Source organism: Mucilaginibacter gotjawali (genome assembly GCF_002355435.1).
GTDB lineage: Bacteria > Bacteroidota > Bacteroidia > Sphingobacteriales > Sphingobacteriaceae > Mucilaginibacter > Mucilaginibacter gotjawali.
On the sequence record NZ_AP017313.1, the window covers coordinates 5,996,703 to 6,020,784 of the forward strand.

At 42.6% G+C, this 24,082-nt stretch carries 19 protein-coding genes and 1 tRNA gene; 10 read left to right on the forward strand and 10 right to left on the reverse strand.

Annotated elements, in window-relative coordinates; translation table 11 throughout:
* Positions 1–22: 22 nt before the first annotated feature.
* The 9 genes from MgSA37_RS26360 to MgSA37_RS26400 form a co-directional block, all read right to left on the reverse strand.
* On the reverse strand, positions 23–712 hold the full coding sequence (locus MgSA37_RS26360; RefSeq protein ID WP_096356605.1) for a DUF4397 domain-containing protein: 690 nt from the start codon (positions 710–712) through the stop codon (positions 23–25).
* Positions 713–938: 226 nt separating this feature from the next.
* The gene (locus MgSA37_RS26365; RefSeq protein WP_157750755.1) at positions 939–1,859 is read right to left on the reverse strand and encodes a nucleotidyltransferase domain-containing protein; all 921 of its coding nucleotides are present in this window, start codon (positions 1,857–1,859) and stop codon (positions 939–941) included.
* A gap of 89 nt (positions 1,860–1,948) precedes the next feature.
* Positions 1,949–3,319 (reverse strand): O-antigen ligase family protein, encoded by a 1,371-nt coding sequence (locus tag MgSA37_RS26370; RefSeq protein WP_096356608.1) that lies wholly within the window; start codon positions 3,317–3,319, stop codon positions 1,949–1,951.
* On the reverse strand, positions 3,297–4,424 hold the full coding sequence (locus MgSA37_RS26375; protein ID WP_096356610.1) for a DUF1972 domain-containing protein: 1,128 nt from the start codon (positions 4,422–4,424) through the stop codon (positions 3,297–3,299). The genes MgSA37_RS26370 and MgSA37_RS26375 overlap by 23 nt, the downstream gene beginning before the upstream one ends.
* Positions 4,421–5,497, reverse strand: coding sequence for a glycosyltransferase family 4 protein (locus tag MgSA37_RS26380; protein ID WP_096356612.1), 1,077 nt, complete (start codon positions 5,495–5,497; stop codon positions 4,421–4,423). The genes MgSA37_RS26375 and MgSA37_RS26380 overlap by 4 nt, the downstream gene beginning before the upstream one ends.
* Positions 5,498–5,507: 10 nt before the next feature.
* Positions 5,508–6,470 (reverse strand): glycosyltransferase family 2 protein, encoded by a 963-nt coding sequence (locus tag MgSA37_RS26385; RefSeq protein ID WP_096356614.1) that lies wholly within the window; start codon positions 6,468–6,470, stop codon positions 5,508–5,510.
* Entirely contained in the window at positions 6,457–8,085 is a 1,629-nt protein-coding gene (locus MgSA37_RS26390) for a hypothetical protein (RefSeq protein WP_096356616.1), read from the reverse strand. Before MgSA37_RS26390 ends, MgSA37_RS26385 begins: the two co-directional genes overlap by 14 nt.
* Positions 8,086–8,179: 94 nt before the next feature.
* A complete protein-coding gene (locus tag MgSA37_RS26395) occupies positions 8,180–9,595 on the reverse strand; it encodes an oligosaccharide flippase family protein (RefSeq protein WP_096356618.1) in 1,416 nt (471 codons plus the stop codon).
* 64 nt (positions 9,596–9,659) lie between these two features.
* On the reverse strand, positions 9,660–10,457 hold the full coding sequence (locus MgSA37_RS26400; protein WP_096356620.1) for a glycosyltransferase family 2 protein: 798 nt from the start codon (positions 10,455–10,457) through the stop codon (positions 9,660–9,662).
* A gap of 259 nt (positions 10,458–10,716) precedes the next feature.
* Here MgSA37_RS26400 and MgSA37_RS26405 point away from each other — a divergent pair, with 259 nt between their 5' ends.
* The 10 genes from MgSA37_RS26405 to MgSA37_RS26450 all read left to right on the forward strand — a co-directional run bounded on the left by MgSA37_RS26405 (position 10,717) and on the right by MgSA37_RS26450 (position 23,903).
* Positions 10,717–11,361 carry an RNA polymerase sigma factor gene (locus tag MgSA37_RS26405; protein WP_096356622.1) on the forward strand — a complete coding sequence of 215 codons (645 nt, stop codon included), beginning with the start codon at positions 10,717–10,719 and terminating at the stop codon, positions 11,359–11,361.
* The gene (locus MgSA37_RS26410) at positions 11,358–12,596 is read left to right on the forward strand and encodes a hypothetical protein (protein ID WP_096356624.1); all 1,239 of its coding nucleotides are present in this window, start codon (positions 11,358–11,360) and stop codon (positions 12,594–12,596) included. The genes MgSA37_RS26405 and MgSA37_RS26410 overlap by 4 nt, the downstream gene beginning before the upstream one ends.
* Positions 12,597–12,600: 4 nt before the next feature.
* Positions 12,601–13,152, forward strand: a complete 552-nt coding sequence (locus MgSA37_RS26415; protein WP_096356626.1) for a YceI family protein — start codon at positions 12,601–12,603, stop codon at positions 13,150–13,152.
* An 8-nt stretch (positions 13,153–13,160) separates the two neighbouring features.
* On the forward strand, positions 13,161–14,090 hold the full coding sequence (locus tag MgSA37_RS26420) for a DUF5777 family beta-barrel protein (protein WP_157750756.1): 930 nt from the start codon (positions 13,161–13,163) through the stop codon (positions 14,088–14,090).
* 685 nt (positions 14,091–14,775) lie between these two features.
* Positions 14,776–17,910, forward strand: coding sequence for a SusC/RagA family TonB-linked outer membrane protein (locus MgSA37_RS26425; RefSeq protein WP_096356630.1), 3,135 nt, complete (start codon positions 14,776–14,778; stop codon positions 17,908–17,910).
* A gap of 20 nt (positions 17,911–17,930) precedes the next feature.
* The gene (locus MgSA37_RS26430; RefSeq protein WP_096356632.1) at positions 17,931–19,403 is read left to right on the forward strand and encodes a RagB/SusD family nutrient uptake outer membrane protein; all 1,473 of its coding nucleotides are present in this window, start codon (positions 17,931–17,933) and stop codon (positions 19,401–19,403) included.
* A gap of 99 nt (positions 19,404–19,502) precedes the next feature.
* Positions 19,503–19,676, forward strand: a complete 174-nt coding sequence (locus MgSA37_RS28650) for a hypothetical protein (protein ID WP_172885376.1) — start codon at positions 19,503–19,505, stop codon at positions 19,674–19,676.
* 183 nt (positions 19,677–19,859) lie between these two features.
* Complete coding sequence (locus MgSA37_RS26440) at positions 19,860–20,816, forward strand: sterol desaturase family protein (protein WP_157750757.1); 957 nt, start codon at positions 19,860–19,862, stop codon at positions 20,814–20,816.
* Between the two features lie 46 nt (positions 20,817–20,862).
* Positions 20,863–22,749, forward strand: coding sequence for an arylsulfatase (locus MgSA37_RS26445; protein WP_096356636.1), 1,887 nt, complete (start codon positions 20,863–20,865; stop codon positions 22,747–22,749).
* Positions 22,750–22,769: 20 nt separating this feature from the next.
* Positions 22,770–23,903, forward strand: a complete 1,134-nt coding sequence (locus MgSA37_RS26450) for a formylglycine-generating enzyme family protein (protein ID WP_096356638.1) — start codon at positions 22,770–22,772, stop codon at positions 23,901–23,903.
* Positions 23,904–23,990: 87 nt separating this feature from the next.
* Here the strand turns inward: MgSA37_RS26450 and MgSA37_RS26455 are convergent.
* Positions 23,991–24,064, reverse strand: a tRNA-Pro gene (locus MgSA37_RS26455).
* Positions 24,065–24,082 lie beyond the last annotated feature (18 nt).

Below are 24,082 nucleotides of genomic sequence, written 5' to 3' on the forward strand. Positions count from 1 at the left end.
TATTCATACTATTTTTATGGTATTACTGTATTTTATGAACAACAACGTGATAGGAGATATCTGCATACGAAGATCCGGTGATATAGATCGTGTAGATCATACCGCTCTGCAATATTACCGGCAACGCCAGCTTAACTGTTTGAGAACCTGAAATATAAAGCGCCATCGAGCTATTGGCAGCAACGGTGTAAAAAGCCGATGCAGTACCAGCGGTTACATTTGTCGCTATTTTTGAAGATCCTACAATCCCAAAATCAATACCAGAACTTAGGTCAGCATTAAAATTAATAAATTGTACGCTGGCGGCGTTTGCAGGTGGCATTGCAGCATTATCTGCGGTAGTATACGATGTAGTGGTAGTGTTTTTACCGGTATAATAAACAGTATAATAGCCACCCGGGGCAAATGTTAAGCTAAAAGAATTATTTACGGTTTGTGACCCGGAGTTGAAAAACTGGGCATTGTCGGTACCCGGCGCGGTGGCAACATAAGAAGAATATTGCCCGAAAGCAATTGCAGCGCTGTCTATCTTTTTGTTATTCAAATAAAAATCCTGTGCGGCAGAACCCTGAACGGTATTTACAACCATCACATGGGCCGGTGGTGCACTGTTGTCGACATTATCAACATGGCATGAGCTAAGAACCGCCGTTAAACCTGTGAATAATAGAGCAAGGCAGGCAAATTGGGGCTTTAATTTAAATGTTTTCATGGTGTTATATTTTATTTATATAGCAATGAAAACCAAATATTATTCCAAACAGCTTGTTTCGTTTTTAACCAACAGTTAATTAATTAAACCATTTCTTATTAAAGGCAATTTGTATCTTTTGGTAGACAAAAATAAGCGCTGCGTGCCCGACAACTTTTTTTGACTATTTAATTAAATGAAACGTTTTAAAGGCCGGGAGGAAAACAGCTTTATTGTAATGAGCTTTTTAAGATGTTGTGGTGGCTTCACTGCCTTGCAAAATGGACGAAACCAGGCGTTCATATTTGGCAAGCAATTCACATTGAAAATTCCCGGGGTCAGGTTTTGAAAAGTGCTTCCCCGATGCCATGCCCATAATAAACCCATGACTGTTTTGCTTTTTTTCTTCCGTCTTTTTTGCCCACCTGCTCTCTGTTATTTTCATCAGCATATTATCTATCGCGTTGCCCAGGCGGTTATCCAACAAGAACTCCGTTACCAGTTTAAAAAACGAAGCTTTTACGGGCTTTGCCGTTGCTACACGCATATTTTTGTTTGGCAGAAACTCCCTGGTCCATGAGTTCTCCAAATAAAATTGCTCAAACACCAGGTCGCCCTGTAACGGGATTAATGTCCCTATTTCAATGGCGGTGTAAATGTTTTTTTCGGGTATTTCCAGTTGCTGTTCATCCACATAATAATTCATGCAAAAGTAATGCTCCTTTTTCACCAGGAAGGTTAGCTTTTTAAAGCAGTGCATGATCGTCCTGGCAACCCACAGCCGGTTTTTAGCAGTGATAATAAACAAATCTATATCCGAGAATTCATCTGCAAAATTCTTAGACAGAGAGCCAGAAATGGCAATGCCGCGTACGTACGGAAAGCAGACTAATATATTGCCGATCTTCCCGGCTACTTTGATTAATTCCGCAGCCATTTTATTGCCTTCGTTTCTCCGGATAATCTGATAATGATCTTTTTTTAAAGTATAAAACCGGTCGAATTGATGAATAACGCCGTTTACAGTAAGGCATCTCAATGCATCTTCAAATTCCTCATATGGATATTTCCTTTTGAGAAATACATATACTTCCGCCCTGGTTAAAGGATAATTGAACATGTCGAAATAGGCAAGCGTTGCCAATATATTTTCTTTGACTTCGGGCATGTTTTTATTAATTAAAGGGTACGAAGTGTTTTGCATTTTCTTTCTTATTTAGCATCAAAAAATGGTTGCTCCTATATTAATAATGACGGCTAAACCTGCGCCCCGGTTGCCTCTACCCGTATCTTTTGTCCTATGCCGGCACTATTAAAATCGCTTTTCGCTTCCAAAACTACTGCCCCGTGGTTTATGGCCGAAGGATGTATTTTAACCGGAAAGCCATTATTACCATCCTCCTCATTTAAGAAAAAAAAGAAGGAAAAAAAGAAAGCATAGAAAATGACGCCCTTATCCACATCCAGCAAATTTTCAGAAAAGGAAACGATAGCCACAATCACCAAAAAGGAGAAAAAAAGAAGGTCCTTGTGCCGGAAAGCGATTTTAAATCCAAAAGCTAATGTGCTTAAATAGATCACAAGACCAATGATACCGGATTTTAACAAAAAACTTATATACTGGCTATGCACATTTAACCTGTTTAAATACGAGCTGTATAATTTATCTTTATAGAAAGCTTCCTGCATTAGGCCTATTTCAGAACCAGCTCCGTAACCGATTATTGGCGCTTTTCTGATCAACGCCGTTGCAGCGTACCACCGGGCCACTCTGCTGTCTGAGGTTTCGGTTTGATTTGATTTGGAGAGATCTGCTTTAAATTCATTAATAAAACGTTCTTTAAACGTGCCTGAATTTAATACGACGATAATTAACAAAACAGAAAGCGCCGCTGAGCCTAACATAAATTTCAACCGTGCGGCTGCTTTTAGTAAAAACCATGGCAGCGCTATATTTACAAGGATGATAGTAGCAATAACTATTGATTTTGAACTCAACTGGATAATTCCGGCAGAAAGGATGAGACTGCAGAACAGGTAAAGCACTTTTTTATCAACCGATTTTTCTTTTAGTAATACTGAGAGCAAAAAAATCAGTGCCACAGCGATCTGCATTGAAAAAAAAGTAGCATGCAGGTCTATCGGTTCCGAAAAATTATGGTTTGTAAAGGCCGCTGAAAAAAGATTTGAATAGGGAAGCCCATAATGTTTTATGGTAACCAACGCATCGGCATACAAATAAATAATGGTAGCGGTACATGCAAAGGAAAACGCCAATAGGAATTGCTGCCGGTATCTTTTTAAATCGAGCGGGTTAAGGCAAAAGATCAGCGGGAAAAGTAAAATAGTAATGTGCTTAGCCCATTCATTAAACCCCTCCTTCGGGTTAATGGTATAAACCGTGCTTAACACCGTTACTATAAATACAGAGGCCAATACAACTGTACGCCATTTAAAAATGGGCTTAATGGTGTTTTTATTTAAATGGATAAGTGTATGTATGAATAAACTCGCCAGGATAAGGTGGCTGTAAAACATATTGAAGGGTAAGCTGGCCATAAATAATATTACATGGTAATAGCTGATCCTGTTGGCCAGGTTATCCTTAATCAACAATAACCCGTTCATGATTTTTATTTTTATGGCATTCAATAATAAACGCTTCGTACTGGTCGATGATCCGCTCCCAATTAAACTGGTACTTAATTTTGCGCAGGTTGTTGTTCACCATTATTTTCTCCGGTTCCTTTCGCTGAACTGTTTCAACCAGGTTACGTACTTCATTTGCATTGGAGAAATAAAAAGCATCGGTATGCAAAACCGATTGGTTAAATGGATTATTGTGAGCCGCTATAAGGGCCTCACTCGCCATTGCTTCCAACAGAGATGGATTTGTGCCCCCGACACTATGCCCATGAAAATACAGGTAAGAGTTGTTTTGCAGCGCCCTTACCTTGCCGGTATTGTATATAGATCCTTTAAACTCTATCCTTTCGTCATTTTTAAATTTATGAGTGATAAATTTTCCAAAGCGGTTATCGGTGCTTCCTAAAACCTTAAATTTCCGGTGGGAGTTGCTGTTATTAAAGCCTTCCAAAATGGTTTCGATATTATTTTCGGGCTCCATCCTGGCCATTAATAAAAAATAGTCTTCCTTTAGCGCCTCTCTATGATCTACCTGCTCACGCTCTTCTTCCGAAAACAGATCGGCGCCATAAGGAATGTATTTACTTTCTATATTATATTTCTCGCCCAGGTACGATTTAATAATCAGCGAATCCGAAATATAAAACTGGCTGTACTTTACAGCAAGTTTTTCTGCATATCTTAAAAATTGCTGCACCGGTTTTGAATATTTGGATCGTTTCCATTCCAGGCCATCCATATTGGTAATAATGGTGCTTTTTGGCGGGTAAAGCTTCCCCCAGACCGAACTGCTGGTGTAGCCCATAATCATTACCACATCAAAATTTCTTTTGCGCGCATCCAACAGGCAATTAAAATCATAAGCAAACTGCCCTGCTGCGCCAACCATGTATTCCGGGTCATAACAATGCCGTATTTCCACACCGTTCCAGCTATCCTCCTGGTAGGGATGATTATGAGAGTTATAAACGGTTACCGAGTGGCCTCTTTTTACAAGCCCTTCAGAAACATATTCAGATATATGCTCAAAGCCCCCATAGTAGTTGGGGATGCCCCTTGTTCCTAAAATTGCTATTCTTAATTTCATGGTGTAGCTGTTAACTGGTATGCTTTTAATGTTTGTATTGCGGTTTGTTTCCAGGTGTATTGATTCAGTATTTTTTGTTGTAATTTTTCACCGCAGGGGGCATTACTTGCCTGCTCAACAGCCTCAAGTATGCTTTGCGGATTTGATGGGTCGCAATAAAAGGCGTCGCTTTCAAAGTATTCGCGGGTATCCCCTTTGTCTGTTATCACAATATTGCAGCTCATAGCGGCCGCTTCTATTGAACTTAGCCCGGTGGTTTCAAACCAACTGGGCAGTACATGTACTTTAGCCCTGCCGTAATAGGCTACCAAATCCTCCTGCGGGAGCTGGTCGATAAAGGCGATGTTATTGGCCGCCATCTCCCGGCATTGCCGGTAATAACCTGGCTGATTTGGCGCCGGGGCGCCGATGATAAATAAACGGAACCGGGTATTATTTAACGCCCTGATCAGGTTCAACTGGTTTTTTACCCCTTCTATCCTGGCCACACATAGCACCATGTATTTATCTTTTTTTATGGCAGGATCATTTTTGAATAAAGCCGGGTCGATGCCATTTGGTATCACGGCATACTTCACCTTACTGCAGTATTTTTGTTGAAGCCGGCGGTATTCCGATTCAGAATTAGGGAGGGCGATGCTTGTCTTCCCTAATATTTCAATAATGCTCTTCCGCTGCCCTTTCCATGTATAATCCAGGCTGGCCAGATGATCCCTGCCCAATACCCAGCGGGCGATTGTTTTGAGATATTCAATACTGTCGCCGGGTAAGTAACTGAATAACGCGCCTATACCTTTGCGGTGGTTTTTATCATACTCGCTGTAGTTTACCAATATGGTTGAAACTACAAACGGTTTGTTAGCTTTTTTGCTGTGGTAAAGAATATCAGCAGGGCGGATAATGTTAAAAAAATGCAGCAAGTTATAATCACTATAACAAATAGCCTGGTTTGATAAAAGAATTTCAGCATCCACTCCCAATTCAGCCAATCCGTTTGCAGTTTGCTTAACCTGCACGGTATCGCCTCCGGGCGCAGTGAATAACGTTGATCTGGTGATGAGTGCTACCTTCATGATGATATTCTTATACTTGTTCCGGGTGGATCCGATGAAGCCAGTTAATAACTCTTTCAGGCAAATAACTCACCGTATAAAGCAGGTAATTATCCAGGCGAAATGGCTGCAGCCCAATGGCCCTTACCATGTGAGTCCGCGCCCGTTCGGGCTGATAATTATTCAACAGAAATTTTTTTCCGCATAAGGCATAATAGGCACCCTCCTTTATTTTGGGTGAATAATGCTTGCCGCTTATCTGGTAAAGTGCAATACCCTCGGCTTCGGTTATGCTGCGTTTTCTCAGCGTTTCATATTTAATCGAAAGGAATTTCCGCGAATGCCATTTTTCATCAATCGTCACAGATTCAGGGTTAAGCCGTACTTTGATCAGCGCCTGTGAAAGATTGCAGGCCTTTTCATTTTTTAAAATATTCACCCATAAAAAATGATCCTCGTAGGTATAAGCATTTTCGTTATAGCCTCCATTTTCAATAATAACTTCCTTTTTGTAAAAAACGCTGGAGTGGATAAAAGGGCATACCGAATATTTTAACTGCTGGATCTCCTCATTCAGGTGCGCTTCCGGGTGATGCGTAAAAATAAAATGCCCGTCCACATCCACATAATCGGCCGCAGCGCCAATGATGCTGTACTCCGGATACGTTGTTATAAAATCGTATTGAACCTTTAGCCTGCCGGGGTAGCAAATATCATCCGCATCAAATCTTGCAATAAAAGGGGCCCTCGCAACGGCGAGGCCTGCATTAAGCGCCGAAGCAACGCCCTTGTTTTCCTGGTGGATCAATACAATCCTCGGATCTTTGAAAGACATTATAATTTCAACCGTTTCGTCTGTCGACCCATCATTAACGATCAACAATTCAAATTCAGTAAATGATTGACACAACACGGAGGCTATTGCTTCCCCGATATATTTACCTGCATTATAGGCCGGCATTAAAACCGTAACTTTTGGATCATCCCTGTACATACGCCGGCATTTTGGAGGTTTCTTTAATGTTGAGGAAAAGCATTAATTCGAAAAATATAACTACTGACAGTTGCTCAAACCAGTAATCAATGGAAAACACCGCCAGCATCAATATTATTAGTGGTATACCGTAGGTAAGCTTTTTATAATGCCGGGCGAAAAACCAAACGTAAAAAACCAAAAAGGCAGCAACCCCAAGCAATCCATATTCGGCCAATAGCTGGTCATAAACGGAGTACGGACTGTTGGTTAATGAATGAAAACCTGTGCGCTTACTAAAATAGTTAAGGTAAACGTCAAGGTGGTTTAACAGGAAATCCTTGCTGATATATATGTATTTTACAGGATAGCCACCGGCAAAACCAAGCCCTGTGGCTTTAAAAGCAAGCTTTGACGAAAAATTTCCGACGCCATCTCCTGCTATTATTTTAGCGGGGTGATTCTCCAAAAACTTTATTGTTTGCAGCTGGCTGATAACCTTTCCCGGCGGACCAGGGATAAAATCACTTCTGGCAGAAAGCGGCAGATCTGTCTTATGCGAATCAATAAACGACAGCAATGTTCGTTGTTCCGGGGTTGTATCTGTTGGCGTTTGGTAGGGTGGTGTGTTAATATCAGGGACTGCTATAAATACCCTTCCATTATTTGTTTTTGGGATATTGAGTGTGGGTGTTTGTGCCGCTATTTCTTTTTTGCCGGGGGACTGTCTTATGCTATCTAAATACTGTGCCGCTATTTTTCTTCTTGTTTCTTCAATAGTCGGCACAATAACCTGCGTTTTAGCAGTAGCGGCAGGGATAGGTTTTTGGGGGTGAATAATATTTGCTATGGTTGCATCAGCATACTTATTGTTTTGCGGCGAAATTTTCGCCATAAAAACAATAAGGAACATTAAACATATAACAATGATACTCTTTTGATCTTTATTGCTTTTGAAGATGAATAAAAAGGCGAGTATGGCTAAGAGTGTGATATTGGTGAAGTTACTGCCTGTTAAAAGCAAAACGGCCATGCAAACGAGTACCATTAACGGTTTTTTTCTCTCTAGAAAATAAATTACCCCAAAGGCATTTAACACCGCATTTGTTGTAGAAATATCAAAACTCAATCCCCTGATGTAATCCCCGGTACCGATAAAATATTTCTGGTATTCACCCTGGTAAGTATAGGGGTTTATGGTGCCGGCCTGCCACATAATTAGCCCGATGTTATAAAATGAACATATCGCATTGATCACAAAAAAAACAAGAATGGTTTGGTGGATGGTTTCCGCATCATTGTTTTCAACTGATAATTTTACCTGGTGAACAGCAAGCAGGCATATCCCCCAAAATATGATCCCGGTAAAAAAAAGCATCAGGTATGCCGGTTCAGCAATACGATGGTTCACCAACAGGCCGATAAAGGCTACGCCAATGATTAACAGGTAAAAAAGCGGTAGTCTTGAATTTTTAAAGCCGAAGCCAAACCTGAAATTAAACTGCAGCAAATAGATAATAATGATAGCCGGGATTTTTACAGCCAGCTTTACATTTATAAAAAGGATTAAAAAAAGCAGCAGCTTCCAGTCTATGGTGCTTAGCAGCTTTTTAAAAAAATTTATGCTGATATTCATCCGTTTCCTAACAATATAATCCTGTGGTTATGTTATAAAGATTACGGCCCGAAAATGGAAAGGGTTGCCTGTGAAATAGTTAAAAATGGCTTTTTTATCCGTTAAATAAATGTTTCAATGATTTAGCGTCCCGCAACTTTAGTTGTTTTGTTAAGAAAAGTAAAAGGAAATAAATAAATATAGCCGTGGGCAGGATGAGCCGGTGATCTGAAAACAGCGCCCGGGATAAAAAGCCGCTTACCAGGGCACAAATGGTACAAGGTATCAAAGGCAACCAAACGGTTTTAAGTCCGGCAATTGTGCCCTGTTTTAAATAATAAATAGTTTGAACAACACAGGCTGCCAGGAAGGCAAAAGCCGCACCTTCATTTTTAAAAAATGGGATCAATAAAATATCGCCCAATACGTTTACTAAAAAAGTAACGATAAACGAGGTTAAAATCATTTTTAACCTTCCCTGTGCAAAATAAGCCGTCCATAAAAAGTTATTCAGGTAAAGTACAGGAAGACACAGGGATAAAATGAATATCGTTTTTATATTGATCAGCCCGTATTTACCGGATGTAATCCGGTCAATAACCGGGCTCCAGCATAAGTTCAGCAGCAATCCGGTAAATGCCGCTACCACCATTTCTATCCTAACCAAAAAAATTAACTCCGCGGCCCTGATATCCGTATTTCGAAATAATTTGGTAAACCGGGGGATAAGCAACGGGGCAATGGCCAATAATGGCAGCGTAGATATTTCAAAGATTTTATAGGCAAAACTATATTCGGCCAGTTTTACCGCAGACACTATAAAACCGATAAAGATCCAATCAAACCGGGCCAGCGCCGAGGTAATTAATACCACACCTGTTTGCGGTAACGATTCAAGCAACAGGTTCTTATACGCCGCGCCATTCCAACTGAAAGCTACCGGAATATTTGTGGTTCGATAGAATAAAAAAATGCAAAACAACAGCTCTGTAACGTCCCCGCTAATAAATATCAGGATAACAAAATAAAGGCTCAAATGATGTAAAACGGCAAGGATGATAAGCCCCGAACACCTTATAAGGTTGGAAATTACCGACATATAAGCCATCAAGCTGAATCGTTCCATTCCGTTTGCTGCCTGTTTAAACGGCGTTGAAAGGAAGATCATCAGTTTACCTATACCTATAAGCAATAATAAACTGTATACCTCATTCCGGTTATGAAAAAAAAGAGCGCCGGCAATTAGCAATCCATAAAAAATAAACCCCGAAATAAGTACGTGCACCAGGTAAATTGAAAGAACAGATGAGGCATTGCTTCCCCCTGCTATCTTTTTAATCACCATTTGGTCCATGCCAAATGACAATATATTAAATACAGAAAGCAGGATAGCTAAAACAAGATTGATTTGGCCGAAACTATTTTTATCGAGCCCGGTTGAAAGCTCATAAAATATGCCCAGGCCTAAAAATTGGTTAACAATAAGTTGAACAGCATTTACCGAAAGATTTTGGATCAGCCCGTTTTTCATAGCCTGCTATTCATCAACCACGATTGATCTTTAATAGGATTTTGATTAAATATAATGAATTGAATTAGTATTCTACGGCATACCTGTCTTTCACGGCTTGTCTTTTCTGATCAAGATTTTCAAGCTGACTAAGGTAAACGTATTTTCGCCGGGTGTTCCTCAGGGTAGCCTTGGCTATCTCCCAACCTTCCTTACCATCCAAAAACCCGAGATAACAGATGTAGTTTTTAATAAATCCGAATGCCGGCGAAATATATAGTTTAACCAGGTTTGCCTTTTTTCCGTTATTAAAATATTTTTTTGCGCTGAGTTTTGCATAAAACTTTCCCTTTATATCGTATTCAGCGGCATCCTTTACCGAATAGTGGTGTATATATCCAACCGTTTTTTTAATGGCGATGGTTTGCGGCATTACCAGCGTTTCGTGAACTACGGTTTCCGACCATTTAACCAGCGTGCGGTTAAACAGCCGGATATGATGATCGCGGCCCCAACTGCCATACCTGATGGCTTTTTTTCCGAAATACGATCTGAACTTTATATCATAAACAGTGCAGGGGTCGCTGAAATTTAATTGGTGCAAAGAAATTGCCAGTTCCACATCCGGCATTTCATCCGCGTCAATACTCAAAATCCAGTCGTATTTGGCAAGGGCAATCCCTTTATTTTTATTTGCACCATACCCGTCCCAGGTTTTTTTAAATATCCTGCATCCATACGTGCCTGCTATTTCCGGCGTACCATCGATACTGTCATTATCAACCACCACAATATCGTCCGAGATCAGCCTGCATTTTTCAATACACGCAGCTATCGTAGCAGCCTCATTTTTTGTAATTATTACGATTGAAACCGGAACCATCAATTGCTCATTTTATGGGTTGTGATTAACCTGTGTTTATACATATACCGCCCGGCTGTTCAAAATGGTTGCCTGGTGATTCAAATTTTTTGCTCACCCGCTGCAATATAGCGCCATGGATATTTTAGCAGACAAAATATATAATTGACAATCAGTATATTACCAAAACCGGCTGATGTTCAGGCAACCTTTGGGCACTGGCAATCGTGATGTAGAAGGATAAGGAAATTTATTACAAAGCGAGTAGTTAAACAACTTAATGAGCGAAGAAGAGCTACATAAACTTATCGGGGGCTGTATTAAACAGGATAGAAAATGTCAGAAAATGCTTTATAAAGCATTTTACGGATTTTCTATGGGCATCTGCCTGCGTTATGCCGGAAACCGGGACGAGGCTGCTGAAGTAATGAACCAGGGCTTTTTTAAGGTGTTTACGCATATGGAGAGCTACGATGTTTCCCGGCCATTTAAAGCCTGGCTCGGCAAGATCATGAGAAATGTTTCCATTGATTTTTACAGGTCGAATTTAAAAACGGCTTATACCGAGGACCTGGATATGGCGGAACATGTTACCGACGGAGAACTTGTTGACAGGAACCTGCATTATAACGACCTGTTAGCGATGGTTCAAAGGCTACCACAGGCCTACCGTACAGTATTCAACCTGTTTGCTATCGACGGGTATTCGCACGAAGAGATCGGCGAGATGCTGAATATAAATGCCGGCACATCAAAATCAAATTTGCATAAAGCCAGGCAAAAACTTAAACAAATGATATTGGAGGCCGATGTATCGGCCCAAAGTGCCAGATACAATAACGGCGTTGATTACAATACCTCGTATGTAGCTATTAATGCTGTAAACATGAATGGGGTATTTATAAATAAAGGTATTAGAGAATGAACAAAGAGAACAATGAAGGGTTAGATGATCTTTTCAAAAAGAAGCTGGAGGATCCTGTTTACCAGGCCGGTTTCCGGGAGGAAGATTGGGGTGCCCTTGAAAAAATGCTGGAACGGCATAAAAAACCACGGGGTATTGTTTACTGGCTGCCTGTAGTAAGTGGCTTAGCCGCCTTATTGCTGGTGGTTTTTGGCTGGTGGTTTTTTAAGGGGGCAACTCATCAGCATAATTCGCAAAAAATGCATTTGACTGCTATAAATCATCCACAAAAAAATTCCGGTAAAAACGGCGGGCCTGCCCGGCAAACAGCAACCCATTCCATCAACACAACACCTGCGCCTGTTACCTATGCCGGCAATTTAAAACCTGGTAAAAACAGTGCAGGAAGTAAAATATTTTTAACATCTGCCGACGGCGCCCGCCGTACCGCCGGCCAGGGTATAACAGTTAATGACACATTGGTCAACCGGTCTGGCGAAATGCTGGTATCGAAAGCACCTGTGCCACAATTTGCAAACGAGCAGCTGGCTATACAAACATTACCCGTAATTGATTTATCGAAAAGAAATTCTGCTAATGCTGCCATTACATCCCCTGATAAAAAAAGCATCAAAAAGATAAATACAAAACGCGCTTTTATACCGCAATACGCGCTTACTGTTTTGGCTGCGCCTGATATAAACGGAGTTGGCTCTTTTCAGCAAAGTAAAGTGGGCACCAATATTGGCTTGCAGTTTTCGGCTGAGGTAACAAAAAAATTAACCATAACTACGGGTGCAGTTTACTCAGTTAAACCCTATATCACCGGCTTTGACAACTACCATACCCTGTATCATTTCAAGGCCGACCCTATAAATGTTACGGCTGATTGCCGCATGCTTGATATACCTATTAACTTAGGCTACCAGGTATTTAACAAACGTCAAAATAGAATAACCATCGGCACCGGTCTTTCGTCCTATATTATGGTGCACGAGAGTTATAAGTTTAATTATGCGAATACATATATAACCGGCCCGTCAAGTTATACAGTGCCCAATAGCAATAAATATTTTTTCGGAGTGCTTAATCTGAACGCCACCTACCAGCGCCAGCTGAACCAAAAAGTTGGATTGACGATACAGCCCTACGTAAAACTTCCCCTTGCAAACATTGGGTATAGCCAGGTACGGCTGCAAACAACTGGAGTGGCCATCGGGCTTAGCTGGAACTTAAATTCGTCATCAACACCCTAGAAAAATGAAGTATATCAGTATTATTTTACTTGCCTGGATGACCTTCAACCGGGCAGGACAAGACCTTTATGTCTGCAAAAATGCCAGGATCAATTTATTTTCGAGCGCACCGATCGAAGATATCAAGGCAGTCAGCCAAACAGGAGCCTCGGTTTATAACCCAACTACCGGCCAATTGGGTTTCAGCGTTACCATCAGGTCCTTCCAGTTTGCAAAATCGCTTATGCAGGACCATTTCAACTCGGATTATATGGAAAGCGATAAATACCCGAAAGCAATATTTAACGGCACCGTTAAAGAGCCGGTTGATATTACAAAAGATGGCTCGTACCCGATTACCGCAGAAGGGAGCCTTAGCGTTCATGGCATATCACAAAAAAGGACCATCCCTGGGACACTGGTCGTCAAAAACGGTGTAATAAGCATGGAAGCCAGTTTTATGGTGAAATGTGCCGACCACCACATAGACATTCCAAGCATTGTATTTCACAATATAGCCGAAAGCATCAAAGTGGATGTTTCAGCCACCTATACAAAATATAACCCAACCAACTAAACAATAAAATGAAAAAACACCTAATGTTAGCAGCCTTTCTTATAGTAAGTTCAGGCTTAATGGCACAAAACGCCGATAACTCAAAAACCAGCACCCCGGCCGATTCATTACTAAATTCAATGAGCAGCGATCAAAAGAATTTACCGGTTATTGGTTTCAGGTCAACAAGGCTCATCCTGTCCCAAACTACAGAAACCGTAAAAAAGAAAACGCTTAATTTTATGGTTATTCACCGTTTTGGTGATTTTGCCGGAAAAAACGGCGGCGGCCGGTTCTTTTACGGATTAGATGACGTAGCCGACGTTTATATCGGCTTTGAATACGGGATCACCGATAATTTAAATATCCATTTCGGCAGAAGCACGCAGCCAACACTTGGCGGCCTGGTGGACCTGGAACTTAAATATGCCATGCTGCACCAGACAACAGATAACAGTGTACCGGTTTCATTAACTGTTTTGGGCCAGGCTGGCGTAAGGCCGTACAATACGTACAATAGTTTTGGCGACAGGCTCTCCTATTTCGGCCAGTTGATCATTGCCAAACAGTTTGGCTCAAATTTTACCTTACAGGTTTCGCCGGGGTTTGTTCAGGATAATACTGCATACCCCTTAGTTGCCGGCAACCAGGAAGGATTTTTTTCGCTTGCCGCAGCAGCCCGCCTAAAGGTAACCAGGCATTTAAACCTGATTATTGATTATGCGCATCCGTTTTCCTCTTTCAGGACTGGCGCCAACGGATTTACCGACCCGCTGGGTTTTGGCTTTGAGATTGAAACCGGCGGGCACGTATTTACCCTTAATATTACCAATGCCCGTTCAGTATCAGAGATCAATTACCTGAGCAACAACCAGGCGGATTTTGGAAAAGGGCAGTACCGTATCGGTTTTACGATCTCGAGGATATTTGATTTTAATCATAAGAGCAGCTATAAATAAAATTTTTACAGCTTCAATAAACCTAAAAAGCCTGCCGGAAAACCCTGCAGGCTTTTTGGGTTACGCTAAAAATTTCTCTGATAAACATTTAAGCTGTCTAACCCGGAACAAGCCAGTTCGAGCAGAAATATTATGATATACAGTGTTTTCCGACCAAATTCGGACATTATTCTTTCAAAATAATCGCTCTCCTATTTGACTTACCAGTCAACACCTTTGATCTCTCCTCCATTATTTTATGAATAAAATATATATTCTATGGATTTAGTAGTATTTAAATAAATTTATTATATTTGCTGCGCTAAATAAACGCCATGACAGCTTTTTTTCATTTGTGCAATAAGTCGACAAACAACCGCATACTGCCTTTAGTGGGTATGATGTGTTGTGCTTCTATCTGTATGTGCTGTTGATCAGGGCGAATTCTCTCCTTCTATCCTCCGCTTATTTTTGGTCAATTATCTAAAGGGATAAGTATGGATTCATCAATACACACTAAACACCTTTTTATAAATTATAAACAATCTGCAATGAACTAAAAACCAATATCATCTAAATAAAAAAACCGGCAAGGAAGCCTCGCCGGTCATTTCAACGATGCATCAGCTCAGTAACGGCAATCACTCACTGATCATCATAAATAGTTTTACTAACAATTAATCATTAACATAAAACCGTTAAATATATGGAAATATTTATCCATAACAGAAGGGTAACCATCGGGTTACTTCAGATACTGATTTTTTTAACTATCCCTTTCACCGTACTGGCGCAGGAAGACGCCAAACCCCTAATTAACTCGAGGCTGGAAGGGGTGGTTATAGATTCTGCTACAAAACAAACCATTCCCGGTGTGGCACTGCGCATTAAAGGGACTACCCACGGCGTATTAACAGATCAAAAAGGGAGGTTTTCGTTCATAACCGGCCAAAAATTCCCTTACACGCTTATTGTAAGCTTTATTGGCTACAAAATAAAAGAAGCCGTTGCCGATGGCAGCCCGATCACCATACAGCTTTCTGAAAACGTAAGCCAGCTTAACGATGTAGTCATTGTTGGCTACGGCACCCAAAAGAAAAGCGATGTAACCGGCTCAATAGCGTCTGTACCCAAAAACCTGATCGCCCAGCCGCAGGCGTCCTTTGATAATATCTTGCAGGGCGGGGTATCAGGCGTATCTGTTACACAAAACTCAGGACAGCCGGGTGGAACTGCTACGGTACGTATTCGCGGCGGTAACTCCATTTCATTTGGTAATGCCCCTTTATATGTTATTGATGGCTTTATTGTTTATAACAACAACGATTACGCTAACGTAGGTTCCAACGGCGCCAGCGTAAATGCGCTTTCGACTATTGACCCCGGCGATATTGAGTCAATAGAGGTTTTAAAAGACGCATCGGCTACGGCCATTTATGGTTCCCATGGCGCAAACGGGGTTGTGATCATCACCACCAAAAAAGGTAAGAAAGGAACTAATAATGTGAATTTCAGTTCCTACTACGGTGTGCAGTCTGTATCCAAAACCCTCGATCTGCTCAATGCTTCCCAATGGGCCACCGTTGTAAACGAGGTAAATACCGCTGATGGCGCCGCGCGCACTTTTTCGGATGCTCAAATATCCGCCCTGGGGGCCGGCTCCAATTGGCAGGAAGCCGCACTCCGGAATGCGCCGATATTAAATGATGAATTATCTGTATCGGGTGGCGATGAACGGTCAAGGTACCTGATCTCCGGAAATTATTTCGACCAGAAAGGTACTGTGCTAAATACGGGATTTAAAAGGTATTCAGCGAGGGTTAACTACGAAAAAGAAATCTCCGAACGCTTCAAAGTAACAACAAACGTCTTCGGCAGCCAAAGTAAAGAAAGCAAACTTTATGGCAGCCCGTACAACAGCATTAACTTCAGCAATGCCTATGCCAATTTATTGTTTACATCGCCTGTCGCGCTTATCAAAAATCCCGACGGCAGTTATAATACTGCCAACCCCTACCTGGCGACGCCCACAAATAGCCTGGAAGATATTACAGCTACTACCAATAACACCCTACTTACCAGGATATTGGGAAACGTTGCCGCGGAGTATAAACTACTTGACGGCCTTGTATTAAAAGTAACCGGTGGGGTCGACATCCTGAATACCACCCAGGATTATTATGCGCCTTCATCCACGGGTTCCCCGGCCGGAAGCTCCACGGGTTACGCGGCGAGTGGTTATGCTTCGGTTGGAGCCGGAAACGAGTTAAGCTGGCTGAATGAAAATACGCTTACTTATGACCATGCTTTTAACAATACCCACTTTTTAAACTTACTGGCCGGTTACACCATTCAAAACACACAGAATGCTACAGCTGTCGCCACTGCACAAAAGTTTCCGAATGATCTTTTAAAATTCAATAATCTTTCCTACGCCGGTGTAGCCAACCTGCCTTCATCAAGCAGTGCCTCATCTACGCTAGAATCCTACCTGGCAAGGGTTAATTATTCATATCAACACAAGTATAATTTAACCGTGTCGGGGCGTGCTGATGGCTCTTCAAAATTAGGGGCAAATCATAAATGGGGCTTTTTCCCGTCTGCAGGGTTTTCATGGAATGCGGATAAAGAAGATTTCTTTAAACCTATCGCCGGAACGATCAATAATTTAAAGGTAAGACTGAGCGCAGGGCAAACCGGAAACTCAGAAGTGCCGCCGTATAGCTCACTATCGGCATTAGCCCCTACTAATTATTATTTTAACAGTACCCTGGTAACCGGCATTGCACCCTCACAACTGGCAAACCCGGATTTAAAATGGGAAACGACAACACAATACGACCTGGGTTTTGACCTTGGCCTTTTTAACAGTCGTGTTAACCTGGTTTTTGATGCCTATTATAAAAAGACAACCGACCTACTGCTTAGTGTACCCCTGCCACTATATACCGGTTATGCAAGCGAACTTGAAAACGTAGGCAGCGTGCAAAACAAGGGGATCGAAATTGCATTAAATACGGATAATATTAAAGCTGATGCTTTCAGCTGGAAAACAAGCATTGTTTTTGGTTTAAACCGGAACAAGGTTTTAAGCCTGGGGCCGGGTGTTAACAGCTATTTCCCATTAGCGCCTACCGGGCAGGTATCGCCGGTAATTGTACAGGTGGGCCTGCCGGTTAGTACATTTTGGGGCTACACTACAAACGGGCTTTTAACCGCTAAAGACCTGGCAAACGGAGCGCCACTTTTAGCCGGTGTGCCGCAGCAGGTGGGCGATACCAAATACGTTGACAATAACGGCGACGGCAAAATTACCACAAGCGACAAACACAGCCTTGGCAGCGCACAGCCCAGGTTTACCGGAAGCATAACCAACACTTTCACTTACCAGAATTTTGATCTTTCCGTATTCTTTAACGGTTCCTATGGTAATAAAATATTTAACCTTTTACAGCAAAGTTTAGAGCGGCCTACTTTAACCCAAAACGTTTCGGCAAGCTTGTTAAATAGCTGGAGCACAGCCAATCCAAACGGCACTGTTGCCAGGGTGACTGATTCGCCGGTGCCCCAGGTAACAGACAGGTATATACAGGATGGTTCATACCTGAAATTGAAAAATGCTTCCCTGGGATATACTTTCCCAATAGGGACGCTTTCGAAAATCCGGGCCAAAAAAGTAAGGATCTATGTTTCAGGAGAAAACCTGTTAACCATAACCAAATACAAGGGACTTGACCCGGAAGCAAACTTTTATGATAACGATAACACCAAACAAGGAATTGACTACGGTACCTACCCCCCCGTACGGACCTTCCTGGCAGGCATTAACGTAACCTTTTAATAAGATTAATAATGACAATTATGAAAAATACACTTTCAATAACACTAATAATTGCCTTTTTTAGTACGCTTTACTCGTGCAAAAAGCTTACTGAGGATCCCAGTTCGGTTATTGTTTCCTCGCAATTTTACCAAACGGCAGCCGACGCAAACGCAGCAGCAAACGCGGTTTACAGCACATTGAACAGCGATCCTGCCGGCGATTTCCCTATTTATGGCCGCCAGCTCAATTTATTGGTTGAAAACGGCAGCGACAACCAGATCTATAGCCCGAGCAACACCAATCCTGACGTTCGTGCTTTGGGTACGGCTACGTATGTAGCAGCAAACAGCCGCGTGCAAAAAATATGGCAACAACATTACTATGGTATCAATAGGGCGAATATTGCAATTGATAACATCCCGGTAATTCAGTTTGATACAACGCAGCGTGCCCGCTTAGTACGAGAATCAAAATTTATACGGGCGCTGCTGTACTTTAACCTTGTTCGTTTATATGGAGATGTCCCCCTGGTGCTACATAACGCTACCAGCATAAATGTAAGTACCCTGCTGGTTGGCCGAGCTCCCGCAAGCGCTGTTTATGCGCAGATCATTGCCGACCTTAAGGATGCAACAAACCTGCCATCAACATATACAGGTGCCAATAAAGGCAGGGCTACGGCAGGTGCTGCACATGCATTACTTGCAAAAGTATACGTGACCCTGCAAGACTGGCCAAATGCGCTGGCTCAATTAAATGATGTGATTAACGGCGGTTATGGTTACGCTCTTTTCCCAAATTTCAGGGATGCCTTTCAAAAAGCAACAAAAAATGGTGTTGAGCATATTTTTTCCGTTCAGTTCGAGACAAACCTTGGCGCGGTAAACAGCACCCAATTTTTAAGTGAAGAATTTGGTTCCTTTAATCCGGGTATATGGCCAATTGATATTCCGGCAGATAGCAGCCTTTATAAATTGTATAGCCCCACTGATACACGCAGGGCGGTAACTTTTTATAGCTCACAATATAACCCGGCAACAGGTCAAACTGTTTATTACACTGGTTCTGCAGCGCCGTACTTTAACAAATTTGTTGATTACAGTTTAAACCCGCTGACCACGCAGGCACAAAGCGGGATCAATTACCCGGTTATCCGCTATTCCGAAATATTGCTGTTGTATGCTGAAGTTCAAAATGAAATAAATGGAACGCCTACCCCTGATGCCTATAACGCCATTAACCAGGTTCGCACCAGGGCCAATGTGCCGGGTCTTACTCCCGGGCTAAACCAGGCTGATTTCAGGGACTCCGTTTTTTTAGAACGGAGAAAGGAATTTATACAGGAGGGGCAGCGTTGGTTCGACCTTGTACGCAGGGGCGGTACTACGTTGGTAGACGCCTTACATAAATACCCTGCAAAGGCAGCCGCAAGCAGCAAAAACACCTTGTTTCCGATACCGCAGGTGGAAATTCAGCTCAATCCGAAGCTGACACAAAACCCCGGGTACTAAGGAGATCATGGTTGATAGTTCATGGTTCATAGCAATAAGCCTGATGACCCCGAACTATCAACCATGAACTATCAACTATGAACCATTAACTGAATTTATATGACTTTATCAGATGTAACACTAATCGGGAAAAAAATACTGGTAGGCATCGTTGTTACCATTATCCCCTTCCTCATCATTTTCGGCGGCCTGTGGCTCACCCGGAAATTGCTCGCCGACCATGACAGGGCGAATCAACAGATTACACAACCCACTAAAAGCACCGCATCATGAAAATTGAAAAAGAAGTTAAACAAAGCATTGTAAAGAATGTGCTGTTAAGCCTATTCATTTACATACTCCCCATTCTGCTCATGTTTTTAACCTTTTATTTTACGGGACAGCGTCCCTGGGAAAAAAGACAGGTTCAGAAAGAACAAATTAAATCAATTAAAAAAACACATAATAACTTAAACAATGGAAGCAATATTTGATTTCGTGAAAAAATTAGTGGATAACCTGGATAGTTTTGGGTTTCCATTCTTAATATTTTTTATAGGTGTGCTTGAATTTTCATTCGGGCTCTATAAAAGAAAATGGCCAAAAAATGAACGATGGGTTGACATTACGTGCTTTGCTGCACCAATACTGGTATTGCGGCCAATTTTTGCATATGTTGCCCTTCACTTTTTACCCGTTTTACTGCCTGGTTTAGCCAATGTATTTGCCTGGGTTCCCTTCTTTTGGGGCTGTATTATTATTGCTGTCGCGGATGACCTTACACAATACTGGTATCACAGGCTGCATCACCAGGTGCCATGGCTATGGCGTTTTCACCGTACACATCACTCGGCATCCTATATGGGCATGGCCATGGCCAGCAGGCAAAATGCTATCTACACGCTGTTTTTCTCCCAAATCTATTTAACCCTTGCTTTGGTTTATTTAGGATTGGGTATTCCGGCAATCGTTGTAAGGGCAATAAAAAGCACTATTACAACGCTGGCACACTCCAGCATACCATGGGATAAACCGTTTTATAAATATAAAGTATTGCACCCCCTGGCCTGGATACTTGAACGCACCATATCAACACCGGCAACCCACCACGCACATCATGCTGCTACAACCGACGATGGAGTGGGCTATTATAAAGGCAATTTTGGTAACATGTTTTTTTTATGGGACATTATATTCGGCACCGCCCTGATCTCCCGCCAATATCCAAAAACCTACGGTATATCGCACTACGAAGCGGACCCATGGTACGCGCAATTATTATGGCCGATATTTAAATCAAACGTTGAAGGCAGCGAATTAGCCCCAAATGGACCAATGGTAAGGATAGACCCCGTTGAAACTCAGACCGTATCCATCAACGCGAATAACCACATTCAGGACGCTAGCGCGCTGTTTGCGCAAGCAAAGCAATAACCAAACCGGATGAATTAAATAAACCATGGTTAATAAACCTTAAAAAATGAAAACACCATCAAAAAATACAACAGGCAAATTCACATTGCTACTTGCCGGGTTGTTTGCTTTAAATTTTGCATCAGCCCAAAATATAACCCAACAACAGCAGCCCTTTCAGGGCGTTGTCGGAAAAACTTTAGCAGATTCCAAAGAATCATGGACGGCGCCCATAAAAGCGCCCAAAGGCGCACCCAACGTTTTATTGATCATACTGGATGATGTGGGTTTTGGCGCATCGTCAATTTTTGGCGGTGTAATCCGTACCCCAAATTTCGATACGTTGGCTAGCCTTGGCCTAAAGTATACCAATTTTCATACTTGCGCAATTTGCGCCCCTACACGCGCTGCATTATTAACCGGCCGGAATCACCACTATGTACACATGGGCGGGTTTGCGCATACGAGCCTGTCAGCAGGCTTTCCGGGCTATGACGGGCGGATCCCCTCAGACAAAGGCACCATTGCCGAGATTCTGCGTGAAAATGGCTACAATACTTTTGCCGTAGGAAAATATGGGCTCACCCCTGATGAGGACGCCACAGACGCCGGTCCGTTTGACCGCTGGCCCTTAGGTAAGGGATTCGACCATTTCTTTGGTTTCCTGGGTTCACAAACTGATCAATATCAGCCTGACCTGGTGGAAGACAACGCCCATGTTACGCCGGACGGGCGTAATTTAAATACGCAGATTACCGACAAAGCTATTTTCTACCTTACCCGTCAGCATAAAGCGGCTCCGGACAAACCATTCTTTCTATATTATGCACCGGGCGCTACACATGCTCCGCACCAGGTTGCCAAAGAATGGAGCGACCAGTATAAAGGCAAGTTTGATGGCGGCTGGGATGTTTTCCGCGAAACGGTTTTTGCCAATCAGAAAAAACTGGGTATTATTCCTGCCAATGCTGTTTTGCCTGAACGCAACCCGGATATTAAAGCCTGGAAATCGCTTCCCGAAGATGAAAGGAAATTATATGCACGGTTTATGGAGGTTTATGCTGGTTACCTAACCTACGCCGACAATGAAGTTGGTCGCCTGATTACTTATTTAAAAACAAGCAAACAGCTTGATAACACGCTTGTTTATGTAATTATTGGCGATAACGGGGCCAGCAAAGAAGGTACATTCAACGGGGATATAGACCGGTCAGTTTTTCGAAATCCTGTTAGCGAAGAGGAAAACATAAAACATAATCTTGAAAAAATAGGCGAGATAGGTACGCCAGATGCGAAGCAAACCAATTATCCGCTGGGTTGGGCGCAGGCTGCCAACACCCCGTTTAAATACTGGAAAGAGGACGCCAACGCCGAAGGGGGCACCCGCAACCCCTTAATTGTTTATTATCCAAAAGGGATTAAAGATGCTGGCAGTATCCGAACACAATACGGGCATGTGATTGATATTTTGCCGACCACCTTAGAATACCTCGGCATTAATCCACCGGAATACATCAGGGGCATCAAACAGGATACATTGCAAGGCACTTCACTTGTTTATTCATTTAAAGATGCTAATGCGCCATCCAGGCATAAAACCCAGTATTACTACATTTTTGGTTCAAGATCTGTCTATAAAGATGGCTGGAAGGCTGAAGTATTCCACCATCCGGACGTGATAGATCTTTCGAGACCGAAAACAGGCACCGTAGCCGGGCCGGCTGTAAACAACTTCGACACAGATGTTTGGGAATTATATGACCTTAAAACAGATTTTAACGAAAGAATCAATGTAGCTGATAAATACCCCGAAAAACTAAATGAGCTGAAAGCGCTGTATGACGATCAGGCCCAAAAATACCACATCTACCCTTTCATTGATTGGGAAGATGTACTTAAAGGCAGGATCCATCATCTCCCAAAAGAACAGCCCGCAAGTTCGCAGGTGAATTAACGTTTTGTTTTTTTGATATCATGAAGCTGATAAAATTTCCTTTTTTTTTGTTATTGTTATATTTTGGCTGTAAGCAAAAAACGGCACAGGTAGTCAACATTCAATCGACATTAAAATTACCTGAAGTGGCACTTTGCTGCGAATCAAATATTCCTGCGCGTTTTGTCTCGCTCAGCAGCAGCTTTTCAAATCCGGCAGTATCAATAGCGGCCAAACCATCCCACAATGGGATGGTTTGGATAAAAACCGGCACATTTATGATGGGCGGCGATAACAACCAGGCCGCAGATGATGAGTATCCTAAGCACAAAGTAACGGTTGATGGGTTTTGGATGGATACAACAGAAGTAACGAATGCAGAATTTGCAAAATTTGTACGTGCAACGGGCTATATTACCACGGCAGAGCGCAAGCCGGATTGGAACGCATTAAAAAAGCAATTGCCCCCAGGCACCGCCAAACCGGATGATAATCTGCTGGTAGCGGCATCACTTGTGTTTGACCCGCCAAATCACGCGGTCGACCTGAACGATTACACACAATGGTGGCTATGGAAAAAAGGTGCAAATTGGAGACACCCGCACGGGTCCGGCAGCAATATAAAAGGTAAGGAGCACTACCCGGTAGTACATGTATCGTGGTTTGACGCGGTGGCCTACAGCAAGTGGGCAGGTAAGCGTTTACCCACCGAAGCAGAATGGGAGTGGGCGGCTCGGGGCGGCCTTCAAAATAAAATATATCCATGGGGTAATGAAGCTGTGGATGAAGGCAAACCAAAGGCAAATACCTGGCAAGGACATTTCCCTTATCAGAACACCCTGCGCGATAAGTTTTATGGCCTGGCCCCTGTGGCGTCATTCCCGGCAAACGGTTTTGGGCTTTATGATATGGCGGGCAATGTTTGGGAATGGTGCGCCGATTACTACAACAACACTTACTATCAAAGCACTAACCGCCCCGGCGGAATAAAAAACCCGCAGGGGCCACTGAAGAGCTATGACCCGGCGGAGCCTTACGCCAAAAAAAGGGTTATTCGTGGCGGCTCCTTTTTATGCAACGAAAGTTATTGTTCGGGTTACCGGGTATCAAGAAGAATGAAAAGTTCTGAAGACAGCGGACTTGAACACGTCGGATTCAGGTGTGTTCAATACTGATTGCGCAATCTCCCGGGGTCTCAGACATTCGGTACCTGTCTGCAAAAAAGCCTTTTGGTATTCACCAAAAGGCTTTTTATTTTCAAGTCGGGATGAGAAGATTCGAACTTCCGACCTCCAGCACCCCATGCTGGCGCGATACCGGGCTACGCTACATCCCGAACTGTTGATTTTTTCCG

Bases quoted from the DNA above. Each gene is read 5' to 3' on its own strand.
- MgSA37_RS26380 (WP_096356612.1), bottom strand. From the start codon at position 5,497: ATGAAGGTAGCACTCATCACCAGATCAACGTTATTCACTGCGCCCGGA.
- MgSA37_RS26410 (WP_096356624.1), top strand. From the start codon at position 11,358: ATGAACAAAGAGAACAATGAAGGGTTAGATGATCTTTTCAAAAAGAAG.
- MgSA37_RS26440 (WP_157750757.1), top strand. From the start codon at position 19,860: ATGGAAGCAATATTTGATTTCGTGAAAAAATTAGTGGATAACCTGGAT.
- MgSA37_RS26375 (WP_096356610.1), bottom strand. From the start codon at position 4,424: ATGAAATTAAGAATAGCAATTTTAGGAACAAGGGGCATCCCCAACTAC.
- MgSA37_RS26360 (WP_096356605.1), bottom strand. From the start codon at position 712: ATGAAAACATTTAAATTAAAGCCCCAATTTGCCTGCCTTGCTCTATTA.
- MgSA37_RS26425 (WP_096356630.1), top strand. From the start codon at position 14,776: ATGGAAATATTTATCCATAACAGAAGGGTAACCATCGGGTTACTTCAG.
- MgSA37_RS26370 (WP_096356608.1), bottom strand. From the start codon at position 3,319: ATGAACGGGTTATTGTTGATTAAGGATAACCTGGCCAACAGGATCAGC.
- MgSA37_RS26385 (WP_096356614.1), bottom strand. From the start codon at position 6,470: ATGTACAGGGATGATCCAAAAGTTACGGTTTTAATGCCGGCCTATAAT.
- MgSA37_RS26395 (WP_096356618.1), bottom strand. From the start codon at position 9,595: ATGAAAAACGGGCTGATCCAAAATCTTTCGGTAAATGCTGTTCAACTT.
- MgSA37_RS26415 (WP_096356626.1), top strand. From the start codon at position 12,601: ATGAAGTATATCAGTATTATTTTACTTGCCTGGATGACCTTCAACCGG.
- MgSA37_RS28650 (WP_172885376.1), top strand. From the start codon at position 19,503: ATGACTTTATCAGATGTAACACTAATCGGGAAAAAAATACTGGTAGGC.
- MgSA37_RS26450 (WP_096356638.1), top strand. From the start codon at position 22,770: ATGAAGCTGATAAAATTTCCTTTTTTTTTGTTATTGTTATATTTTGGC.
- MgSA37_RS26365 (WP_157750755.1), bottom strand. From the start codon at position 1,859: ATGCCCGAAGTCAAAGAAAATATATTGGCAACGCTTGCCTATTTCGAC.
- MgSA37_RS26420 (WP_157750756.1), top strand. From the start codon at position 13,161: ATGAAAAAACACCTAATGTTAGCAGCCTTTCTTATAGTAAGTTCAGGC.
- MgSA37_RS26445 (WP_096356636.1), top strand. From the start codon at position 20,863: ATGAAAACACCATCAAAAAATACAACAGGCAAATTCACATTGCTACTT.
- MgSA37_RS26405 (WP_096356622.1), top strand. From the start codon at position 10,717: ATGAGCGAAGAAGAGCTACATAAACTTATCGGGGGCTGTATTAAACAG.
- MgSA37_RS26390 (WP_096356616.1), bottom strand. From the start codon at position 8,085: ATGAATATCAGCATAAATTTTTTTAAAAAGCTGCTAAGCACCATAGAC.
- MgSA37_RS26400 (WP_096356620.1), bottom strand. From the start codon at position 10,457: ATGGTTCCGGTTTCAATCGTAATAATTACAAAAAATGAGGCTGCTACG.
- MgSA37_RS26430 (WP_096356632.1), top strand. From the start codon at position 17,931: ATGAAAAATACACTTTCAATAACACTAATAATTGCCTTTTTTAGTACG.